The organism is Kineococcus siccus, assembly GCF_009906795.1.
Lineage (GTDB): Bacteria > Actinomycetota > Actinomycetes > Actinomycetales > Kineococcaceae > Kineococcus > Kineococcus siccus.
In genome coordinates this window covers 1-7,905 of record NZ_JAAALN010000197.1, presented here as the reverse complement: position 1 = coordinate 7,905, position 7,905 = coordinate 1, and the positions used below count along the sequence as shown (strand labels likewise).

Sequence of the window (7,905 nt, the reverse complement as noted above, 5' to 3'; positions counted from 1 at the left end):
CCGCACCCCCAGCCGCAGGAGAGTCCCCCGTGGAGTACGTCGTCGCCCGCATCGGTCGCCCGCACGGGATCAAGGGCGAGGTGACCGTGGAGCTGCGCACCGACTCCCCCGACCGCCGCTTCGTCCCCGGGTCGGTGCTGCGCACCGACCCCGCCGCGGCCGGGCCGCTCACCGTGGCCTCCGCCCGCTTCCACCAGGAGACCCTGCTCGTCTCCTTCGAGGGCGTCGTGGGCCGCGAGGGCGTCGAGGCGCTGCGCGGCACCCTGCTGCTCGTGGACGTCGCCGACGGCGCCGAGCCCGAGGAGGAGGGCGCCTGGTACCCGCACCAGCTGCGGGGCCTGGCGGCCGTCACGCCGTCGGGGGTGGCGCTCGGGACCGTCCAGGACCTGCTCACGGGCCTGGCGCAGGACCTCCTCGTGGTCACGGGCACCGACGGCGCGGAGGTGCTCGTGCCCTTCGTCGAGGCCCTCGTGCCCGAGGTCGACGTGCGCGGCGGCCGGGTCGTCGTCGACCCGCCCCTGGGGCTGTTCGTCGAGCTGCCCGCTCCCGAGGACGTCACCGACGACGCCCGCGACGAGCGGCCGGACGCCTGACGTGCGGCTCGACGTCGTCACGATCTTCGGCGAGTACCTGCAGCCCCTGCAGCTCTCGCTGATCGGCAGGGCTCGGCAGCAGGGCCTGCTGGACGTCCGCGTGCACGACCTGCGCGAGCACACCCACGACCGCCACCGGACGGTCGACAGCCCGCCCTACGGCGGGGGTGCCGGGCTGCTGATGCGGCCCGAGCCGTGGGGCGAGGCGCTGGACGCCGTCCTCGCCGACCCGCCGCCGGGGGCCGGTGCGGACGGTCCCGTCCTGCTCGTGCCGAGCCCCGTGGGCGAGGTGTTCACGCAGGCCGCCGCGGTCGAGCTCGCGGCCGAGCCGTGGCTCGTGTTCGCCTGCGGGCGCTACGAGGGCATCGACGCGCGCGTCGTGGAGCACTACGCCTCGCGCGTGCGGGTGCGCGAGGTCTCGCTGGGCGACTACGTCCTCAACGGCGGTGAGGTGGCCGTGCTCGTCGTGGTCGAGGCGGTCGCGCGGCTGCTGCCGGGCGTGGTCGGCAACGCCGCGAGCCTGGAGCAGGAGAGCCACGCCGCGGAGCACGACGGCCTGCTGGAGCACCCCGCGTACACCAAGCCGGCGAGCTGGCGCGGGCTCGAGGTGCCCGCCGTCCTGGCCTCGGGCCACCACGCGCAGGTGGAGCGCTGGCGTCGCGACGAGTCGTTGCGCCGCACCGCGAGACGCCGTCCGGACCTGCTCCGGACGCTCCCGCCCGCGGCCTGCGACGCGGCCGACCTGGCCGTCCTCGCCACCGAGGGGTTCGTGCCGGGCGACGCGGGCGGATTCCGTCCGGGGCCGGCTCCTGTGGCAGACTGACCGCTCGCCTGACCGAACGTCGCGACGTCCGGTGCCCATGCTCCTCGGAGGACCGAGGTGCCGTGGGGCGGTGTGCCTGCCACAGGGGGCGCGCCGGCCCGGATCCCTCGTCGCGAGACCACCACACCGCGCCGGTGACCTGTGGCGCCTGCAGGGGAGAAGAGCCACACCATGCACGTCCTCGACGTCGTCGATGCACCGAGCCTGCGCACCGACGTCCCCGACTTCCGTCCCGGCGACACCCTGAACGTCCACGTCAAGGTCGTCGAGGGCAACCGCTCCCGCGTCCAGGTCTTCAAGGGCGTCGTCATCCGCCGCACCGGCGGGGGCGTCCGGGAGAGCTTCACCGTCCGCAAGGTCAGCTTCGGCGTGGGCGTGGAGCGCACGTTCCCGCTGCACACCCCGATCATCGACAAGGTCGAGGTCGTCACCCGCGGTGACGTGCGGCGCGCGAAGCTCTACTACCTGCGCGACCTGCGCGGCAAGGCCGCCAAGATCAAGGAGCGTCGCGAGCCGCGCGGCTGACGCGACGCACCACCACGACGAGCCGGGCCCCCGCGGGGCCCGGCTCGTCGTCGTCCGGGCGGGTGCGCGCACGGTCGGGCTCCGGGCCGTGTCGTGTCGGTCCGTCGCGGTGGCGGAGCGCCTAAGCTCGGCCCTGCCGCCGTGCGGCCGAGGACCGAACACCGCAGGCAGGAGCACCGTGACGACCACCCAGCCCACGCCGGCGCCGCCGCGTCCGCGCCGCCGGGGACCGGGTCTGCTGGTGCCGCTCGCCGTGGCGCTGCTGCTGGCCCTGCTGCTGCGCACCTTCGTGGTGCAGAGCTTCTCCATCCCCTCCGACTCGATGAGCCCGCTGCTCGTCCCGGGTGAGCGGGTCCTCGTCTGGCGCGTCGACGCGGGGCAGGACGTCCGGCGCGGCGACGTCGTCGTCTTCGACGGCACCGGCACCTTCACCCCGTCGCCGCCGCCGCCCGAGGGCCTCGCCCGCGTCGGCGCGGGCCTCGGCACCGCGCTCGGGTTCCGGCCGGGGGAGACCGACTACGTCAAGCGCGTCGTGGGCCTGCCGGGCGACCGGGTCACCTGCTGCGACGCGTCGGGCCGCCTGATGGTCGACGGGGTGGCGCTCGACGAGCCGTACGTGGCCGCGGGCGACGCCCCGAGCGAGCTGCGCTTCGACATCGAGGTGCCGGCCGGCCGGCTCTGGCTGATGGGCGACCACCGCAGCGACTCCGCCGACTCCCGCGCCCACCTGGGCTCCCCGGGGGGCGGCACCATCGCGCTCGACGACGTCGTCGGCCGCGTCGTGGCGGTCACCTGGCCCCTCGGCTCCCTCTCCACCGTGCCCCGCGGGGGCGCGTCGTGAGCAGCGCCGACGGTGACGGCCCCGCGGCGGCGGCGGCCGAGGACCCCGCGACCCCGCCGCCGCCGCGGCCCCGGTCGGCGGCCGGCGGGGTGGTCGGCCTGCTGCGCGAGACCGTCCTGGTCGTCGCCGTGGCGCTGGTCGTGTCGCTGGTGGTGAAGACGTTCCTGCTGCAGGCGTTCTTCATCCCGTCGGAGTCGATGGAGCAGACGCTGGACATCGGTGACCGCGTCATCGTCAGCAAGCTCACGCCGGGGCCCTTCGAGCTGCACCGCGGTGACGTGGTGGTGTTCTCCGACCCCGGGGGCTGGCTGCCGCCGACCGTGCCGACGCAGCGCGGGGCCGTGGGCACGGTCGTGGCGGACACGCTGACGTTCGTGGGGCTGCTGCCGGAGGACTCCGACGACCACCTCATCAAGCGGGTCATCGGGCTGCCGGGGGACCGCGTGGTGTGCTGCGACGCGCAGGGGCGGATCACCATCAACGACACGCCGATCCAGGAGGGCGCCTACCTCGCGGCCGGTGCCGCCCCCAGCGAGGAGGCGTTCGACGTCACCGTCCCCGCCGGGCAGCTGTGGGTCATGGGCGACAACCGCGCCCGCTCCGCGGACTCGCGCTACAACCGCGACAAGCCCTACGGCGGCTTCGTGCCGCTCGACCACGTCGTCGGCCGGGCCTACGCCGTCGTGTGGCCGGTCTCGCACTGGGAGTGGCTCGGCACGCCGTCCGCGGACGACGCCGTCCCGGGCGCGAGCGGGGCGGAGTGAGGGCGCGAGCATGAGCCCGCAGCGCACGAGCCGGCCCCCGGCCCGGTCCCCGCAGCTGCCGCCGACGCTGCGCCACGAGCGGCAGCTCCTGCGCGCCGGCCACGACCTGGTGGCCGGCATGGACGAGGTCGGCCGCGGGTCGCTGGCGGGGCCCGTGACGGTCGGCGTCCTCCTGGTGGGCCCGGACACCCGCACGGCCCCGGCCGGGCTGCGCGACTCCAAGCTGCTGACCCCCGCGGCGCGCGAGGACCTCGCGCCCCGGGTCCGCCGCTGGGCGGTGGCCTGGGGCGTCGGGCACGCCGAGCCCGCCGAGATCGACGCCGTCGGCATCATCGCCGCGCTCCGCCTGGCGGGGCGCCGCGCCCTCGCGCAGCTGCCGCGGCAGCCGTCGGTCCTCATCCTCGACGGGTCCCACGACTGGCTCAGCGACCCCCGCGAACCGAGCCTGCTCGACCTCGTCGAGGACGCCGCCGTCCCGGTGCTGCCGTGCGACGCACCGGCCGTGACCACGCGCGTCAAGGCCGACATGAGCTGTGCCGCCGTCGCGGGGGCCAGCGTCCTCGCCAAGACGACCCGGGACGCGATCATGGTCCAGCGCCACGAGGACCACCCCGTCTACGGCTGGGCCGGCAACAAGGGCTACAGCGCACCCGACCACCTCGAGGCCCTGGCGCGGCACGGCACGTGCCCGCAGCACCGCCGCAGCTGGCGGCTGCCCGGGGTGGGGGACGCGCGCGTCGACGCGCGCAGCGGCGACCACGCCGGCACCGCGCTGCCCGTGCCGCGCGACGCGGAGGCCCAGGCGGACCTCGCGGCCGGCGCGGCGGCGACGTCCGTGCTGGACCTGCGCGCGTCCGACGACGCGTGGGCCCGGCAGGCATGATGTCCCCGTGAGCGCAGAGGACCTCGAGAACTACGAGACCGAGATGGAGCTGCAGCTCTACCGGGAGTACCGCGACGTCGTGAGCCTCTTCTCCTACGTGGTCGAGACCGAGCGTCGCTTCTACCTGGCCAACCAGGTGGACCTGCAGGTGCGCACGGCGGACGGTGAGACGTACTTCGAGCTGACGCTGCACGACGCGTGGGTGTGGGACGTCTACCGCCCCGCCCGCTTCGTCCGTGACGTCCGCGTGGTGACGTTCAAGGACGTCAACGTCGAGGAGCTGCAGAAGCGCGACATCGAGGTGCCCGACACCGCGTAGTCGACACCGCGTAGTCGACACCGCGGAGCCGGGTCCACAGCCGCCCTCCCGCGGCCGTCGTCCACAGCGGGCCCCGCACGGGCCCTCCGCCCCGCCGCCGACCGGCAGCCTCCGGTGCGGAGGTGGTGCGCGTGCGCGCGAAGGACGGGGTCGGCCGCTACGGCGAGCGGGTGGCGGCCCGGCGGCTGACCGAGGCCGGGATGGTCGTGCTGGAGCGCAACTGGCGCTGCTCGCTCGGCGAGATCGACATCGTGGCCCGCGACGGCGGCTGCCTGGTGGTGTGCGAGGTCAAGACCCGCCGCAGCGAGGCGACCGGCTCGCCCGCGGAGGCGGTGACGCCGGCGAAGCTGCTGAGGTTGCGCCGGCTCGCGGCGCAGTGGCTCGCGGAGCACGACGTGCACCCGGCGGACGTGCGCCTGGACGTCGTGGCGGTCCTGGTCTCCGACCGCGGCCCCGCCCGCGTCGAGCACCTGCGCGGGGTGTCCTGATGGCCCTCGCCCGCGCGCTCGCGGTCGGGCTGGTCGGCCTCGACGGCCACGTCGTCGAGGTGGAGGCGGACATCTCCCCGGGACTGCCGGCGTTCGTGCTGGTCGGGCTGCCGGACGCGTCCCTGCACGAGGCCAAGGACCGGGTGCGCGCCGCGACCGCGAACTCCGGGTTCCCGCTGCCCGCGCGGCGCATCACGGTGAACCTGTCGCCCGCGACGCTGCCGAAGTCCGGCAGCGCGTTCGACCTGGCCGTCGCCGTCGCGACGCTGACCGCGGCCGGGGTGCTGCCCGCGGCCGCGTCCGACGGGGTCGTGCACCTGGGCGAGCTGGGGCTCGACGGCAGCGTCCGCGCCGTCCGGGGGGTGCTGCCGGCCGTGCTGGCGGCGGCCCGCGCGGGCTGCGAGCGCGTCGTGGTGCCGGCCGCGACCGCCGCCGAGGCCGCGCTCGTGCCGGGGGTCCGCGTGCTCGGGGTGCGGTGGCTGGCGGAGCTGGTGGCCGAGTACCGGGGCGACCCGGTGCCGGACCTGCCGGAGGAGCGGAACCCGGCCCCGGCCGTGCCGCCCGGGCTGCGGCCCGTGGGCCCCGACCTCGCCGACGTCGTCGGGCAGGGGGACGCCCGCCTCGCCCTCGAGGTCGCCGCGGCGGGGGCCCACCACCTGTTCATGACCGGCCCGCCCGGTGCGGGCAAGACGATGCTGGCCGCCCGGCTGCCCGGCCTGCTCCCGGACCTCGACGAGGACGCGGCGCTGGAGGTGACCGCGGTCCACTCCGTGGCCGGGCTCCTGACCGGATCGGCCTGCCTGCTGGCCCGTCCGCCGTACGAGGACCCGCACCACACCGCCTCGCCGGCCTCCGTGGTCGGCGGCGGCTCCGGCGTGCCGCGGCCGGGGGCCGCGTCGCGGGCCCACCGCGGGGTCCTGTTCCTCGACGAGGCGCCCGAGTTCGGCGCCCGCGTGCTCGAGGCGCTGCGCCAGCCCCTGGAGCACGGCGAGATCGTGCTGCACCGCGCCGCCGGCACGGCCCGCTACCCGGCGCGCTTCCAGCTGGTGCTCGCCGCGAACCCCTGCCCGTGCGGGCGGGCGACGGGCAAGGGCCTGGAGTGCACCTGCACGCCGACGGCCCGTCGCCGCTACGCGGCGAAGCTGTCGGGCCCCCTGCTGGACCGCGTCGACGTCCAGGTGGCCGTGCGGGCGGTGACCCGCGCGCAGGTCGTGGCGGGCGAGCCGGGGGAGACGACCGCGGTCGTCGCGGCCCGGGTCGCCACGGCCCGCGGCGTGCAGCGCGAGCGGCTGCGCCCGCACGGGCTGCGGACCAACGGCGAGCTGACGGGCGCGGTGCTGCGGGGCCCGCTGCGCCTGCCCGCGACGGTCACCACCGACCTGGAGCGCGCGCTCGAGCGGGGAGCGCTGACGCTGCGCGGCCTCGACCGCGTCCTCCGGCTGGCCTGGACGGTGGCCGACCTGCGCGGGGCGAGCGCCCCCGACCGCGACGACGTGGGCCGGGCCCTGGCCCTGCGCGGTGCCGCCGGGGCGGTGGCGGCGTGAGGGCGGTCGTCCCGGCCGCGCTGCACGCCGCCCTGGACGACGAGCGCCTCGCGCGGGCGGCGTGGAGCCGCCTCGCCGAACCCGGCGACGGGGCGGCGGCCGCGCTCGTCGGCGAGGTCGGCGCCGCGCTGGCGCTCGAGGCGGTCGTCACGGGCCGCGGTCCCGCCCGCTGGCGGAGCCGGCTGGCGGAGGTCGACCCGGCCGCGGACCTCGCGGCCGTGCACGCTCTCGGTGGGCGGCTGCTGGTCCCCGGCGACGAGGAGTGGCCCGCCCCCGTCGACGACCTGGCCCGCGACGACGACGAGGGCCGCCGCTCGCTCAGCCCGCCCCTGGCCCTGTGGGTGCGCGGGCCCCTGCGCCTGCACGAGGCCACCCGCACCGCGGCGGCGCTCGTCGGCACCCGCACGCCCACGGGCTACGGCGAGCACGTGACGGCCGAGCTCGCGGGGGGCCTGGCCGACCGCGGGTTCACCGTGTGGAGCGGGGGCGCCTACGGCATCGACGCCGTCGCCCACCGGGCGGCGCTCGCGGTCGGTGGCCGCAGCGTGGCCGTGCTGGCCTGCGGGGTCGACCGGGCCTACCCCGCCGGCAACACCGCGCTCATCGCCCGCCTCGTCGAGCGGGGTGCCGTCGTGAGCGAGGTGCCGCCCGGCAGCGTGCCCACCCGCTGGCGGTTCCTGGAGCGCAACCGCCTCATCGCGGCCGCGACCCGCGGCACGGTGGTCGTGGAGGCCGCCTGGCGCTCGGGGGCGCTCGCCACGGCGGACCGGGCGGAGAAGCTGCTGCGCGCGGTCGGGGCCGTGCCGGGGCCGGTGGACTCCGCGATGTCGGCGGGCTGTCACCGGCTGCTGCGGGAGCGGGGGGCGGTGTGCGTCACGAGCGCCGACGAGGCCGCGGAGCTCCTGGGCCGGGCGGGTGAGCACCCGCTGCCGCCCCGGACGGTGGCGGCCCGCCCTCTGGACGGCCTCGATCCGACCGAGCTGCGCGTCGCGGAGTGCCTGCCGCGCAGGGTGTCCGCCACGTCGGAGCGGATCGCGCGCGACGCCGGCCTGGACGTCGCGGACGTGCAGGCGGTGCTGGGGCGGCTCGAGCTGAGCGGGATCGCGGGCCGGACCGGGGGCGGGT

The 7,905-nt window shown here is 77.2% G+C and carries 10 protein-coding genes; all 10 read left to right on the top strand.

All coding sequences use genetic code 11. The annotated features are described in order from the left end of the window. Positions 1-29 precede the first annotated feature (29 nt). On the top strand, positions 30-593 hold the full coding sequence (gene rimM, locus GTR02_RS17560; protein ID WP_166608779.1) for a ribosome maturation factor RimM: 564 nt from the start codon (positions 30-32) through the stop codon (positions 591-593). Position 594: 1 nt separating this feature from the next. Then, entirely contained in the window at positions 595-1,416 is an 822-nt protein-coding gene (trmD, locus tag GTR02_RS17555) for a tRNA (guanosine(37)-N1)-methyltransferase TrmD (protein WP_166608778.1), read from the top strand. 171 nt (positions 1,417-1,587) lie between these two features. Next, complete coding sequence (rplS, locus tag GTR02_RS17550) at positions 1,588-1,941, top strand: 50S ribosomal protein L19 (RefSeq protein ID WP_166608777.1); 354 nt, start codon at positions 1,588-1,590, stop codon at positions 1,939-1,941. 178 nt (positions 1,942-2,119) lie between these two features. Then, positions 2,120-2,782 carry a signal peptidase I gene (gene lepB, locus GTR02_RS17545; protein ID WP_166608776.1) on the top strand — a complete coding sequence of 221 codons (663 nt, stop codon included), beginning with the start codon at positions 2,120-2,122 and terminating at the stop codon, positions 2,780-2,782. After that, positions 2,779-3,546, top strand: coding sequence for a signal peptidase I (gene lepB, locus GTR02_RS17540; RefSeq protein ID WP_166608775.1), 768 nt, complete (start codon positions 2,779-2,781; stop codon positions 3,544-3,546). The genes lepB (GTR02_RS17545) and lepB (GTR02_RS17540) overlap by 4 nt, the downstream gene beginning before the upstream one ends. Before the next feature lie 10 nt (positions 3,547-3,556). After that, positions 3,557-4,429, top strand: coding sequence for a ribonuclease HII (locus GTR02_RS17535; protein WP_166608774.1), 873 nt, complete (start codon positions 3,557-3,559; stop codon positions 4,427-4,429). Between the two features lie 7 nt (positions 4,430-4,436). Further along, a complete protein-coding gene (locus GTR02_RS17530; RefSeq protein WP_166608773.1) occupies positions 4,437-4,748 on the top strand; it encodes a DUF2469 family protein in 312 nt (103 codons plus the stop codon). Between the two features lie 131 nt (positions 4,749-4,879). After that, positions 4,880-5,236, top strand: a complete 357-nt coding sequence (locus tag GTR02_RS17525) for a YraN family protein (RefSeq protein WP_166608772.1) — start codon at positions 4,880-4,882, stop codon at positions 5,234-5,236. Further along, entirely contained in the window at positions 5,236-6,780 is a 1,545-nt protein-coding gene (locus GTR02_RS17520) for a YifB family Mg chelatase-like AAA ATPase (protein WP_166608771.1), read from the top strand. The genes GTR02_RS17525 and GTR02_RS17520 overlap by 1 nt, the downstream gene beginning before the upstream one ends. Continuing rightward, on the top strand, positions 6,777-7,905 hold a 1,129-nt coding region (gene dprA, locus GTR02_RS17515; RefSeq protein WP_205709518.1), incomplete at its 3' end, for a DNA-processing protein DprA. The genes GTR02_RS17520 and dprA, both read left to right, overlap by 4 nt.